This is a genomic window from Alkalibacterium sp. s-m-28 (genome assembly GCF_054658175.1).
In genome coordinates this window covers 1-1044 of record NZ_BAAGIQ010000207.1, presented here as the reverse complement: position 1 = coordinate 1044, position 1044 = coordinate 1, and the positions used below count along the sequence as shown (strand labels likewise).

2 protein-coding genes are annotated in these 1044 nt (G+C 31.7%); one reads left to right on the top strand and one right to left on the bottom strand.

Going from position 1 to position 1044, the window contains the following annotated elements:
- Positions 1–322: ATP-binding protein (locus ACYQ4S_RS11960; protein WP_459771371.1), on the top strand; the 322-nt coding region annotated here is incomplete at its 5' end.
- A gap of 45 nt (positions 323–367) precedes the next feature.
- On the opposite strand, the gene ACYQ4S_RS11955 is transcribed toward ACYQ4S_RS11960, so the two are convergent.
- Positions 368–643, bottom strand: coding sequence for a hypothetical protein (locus ACYQ4S_RS11955; RefSeq protein WP_459771369.1), 276 nt, complete (start codon positions 641–643; stop codon positions 368–370).
- Positions 644–1044 lie beyond the last annotated feature (401 nt).

The window sequence follows — 1044 nt, the reverse complement described above, 5'->3', positions numbered from 1 at the left end:
ATTACTTTTACGTCTTCGTTCTGCCTTTGAAAAAGGGACCGTCGATCGTGTTCTGAAACGATATGCCAAATATGATCTTTTGATCATTGATGAAATAGGTTATTTACCAATTCAAAAAGTTGAAGCTTACCTCTTCTTTCAACTATTAACGATGCGTTACGAAAAGAAATCAACAATGATTACGACAAATATTATCTTATCTCGATGGGGGGAGCTATTTCAGAATACTGAAATAGCCGCCGCCATTCTTGATCGCCTGGTTCACCATGTTAAAGTCTTCAAGATTACTGGAAAATCATATCGTATGAAAGGGAAAATATAAATGGACTTCTAAATTAGACTGTCAAAAACCTACATTTTTATTCTGTCATAAACCTACAATTTTATACTGTCCTTGACAATCATAGTTGTCATGAGGGTTTAATGACAATGCTATAACTATCTTTAACTCTAATTTTCTTCTTTTGTTTTCACAGGTACAAAACTCTGCTATATTTCGCTTAATATCCTTTCTCCATTCTTGCCGTTCTTTAGTTATATACTGTACCTTATATCCTCTAATATTTACATGCTGCGTAGAAAGATAAGTAATAAATGAAGCTATAGCTCCCGAACTTAATATAGCTAATAAATATTGTAACATAGTAATTTCTCCTTTTTTATAAATCTACTATATACAGAATCTCTTACAAATATGGGTTAATGCAACTTACATTGAAATTTTATATTTGCTTGGACTACATATTATAAGACTTCTATACTTGCTATTAGCTATTATTAATCATGCATGTTAAGATTCTATGGATTTCTTTATCATAATTTTCATTTAGAGACGATAGAACTAGGTACTTAATAAATTCTTCTCCAATATATATGTAATCCCTCTCCTCTAGTTTATCTACTTGAGACTTGATAGTTGTAGAAAAGCATTCTATACCGATAAAAAAGAGGCGAAAAAAGGCAATGTGATCCAGCAGACGTGAATACACTGCTGGATCACATTGCTTTTTTTCTTGTCAAATGTCTCCAGCAAAGGTAAAATAA